The sequence below is a fragment of the Paraburkholderia sp. CNPSo 3281 genome (assembly GCF_024206515.1).
Lineage (GTDB): Bacteria > Pseudomonadota > Gammaproteobacteria > Burkholderiales > Burkholderiaceae > Paraburkholderia > Paraburkholderia nodosa.
In genome coordinates this window covers 1-558 of the sequence record NZ_JAMBPS010000194.1, presented here as the reverse complement: position 1 = coordinate 558, position 558 = coordinate 1, and the positions used below count along the sequence as shown (strand labels likewise).

Below are 558 nucleotides of genomic sequence, written 5' to 3'. Positions count from 1 at the left end.
TGCGAAGGTGCGTTGAAAAGCGTGCTGGAGGTATCGGAAGTGCGAATGCTGACATGAGTAGCGATAAAGGGGGTGAAAGGCCCCCTCGCCGTAAGCCCAAGGTTTCCTACGCAACGTTCATCGGCGTAGGGTGAGTCGGCCCCTAAGGCGAGGCAGAAATGCGTAGCTGATGGGAAGCAGGTCAATATTCCTGCACCATTGTGAAATGCGATGGGGGGACGGATCGCGGAAGGTTGTCCGGGTGTTGGAAGTCCCGGTCCTTGCATTGGAGAAGGCGCTTTGGCAAATCCGGGCGCGGAATTCAAGGGTGCGAGGCCATTCACTTAGGTGAAGAAGCAACTGGAAGTGGTTCCAAGAAAAGCCTCTAAGCTTCAGTTTCACAGTGACCGTACCGCAAACCGACACAGGTGGGCGAGATGAGTATTCTAAGGCGCTTGAGAGAACTCGGGAGAAGGAACTCGGCAAATTGGTACCGTAACTTCGGGATAAGGTACGCCCTGGTAGCTTGACTGGCTTGCGCCAGAAGGGTGAAGGGGTTGCAATAAACTGGTGGCTGCG

Annotated in this window: 1 rRNA gene; it reads left to right on the top strand. The window is 55.0% G+C overall.

What is annotated here, in order from left to right:
• Positions 1-558: ribosomal RNA gene (locus tag M3I56_RS40875) — 23S ribosomal RNA — on the top strand; the annotation flags it as partial.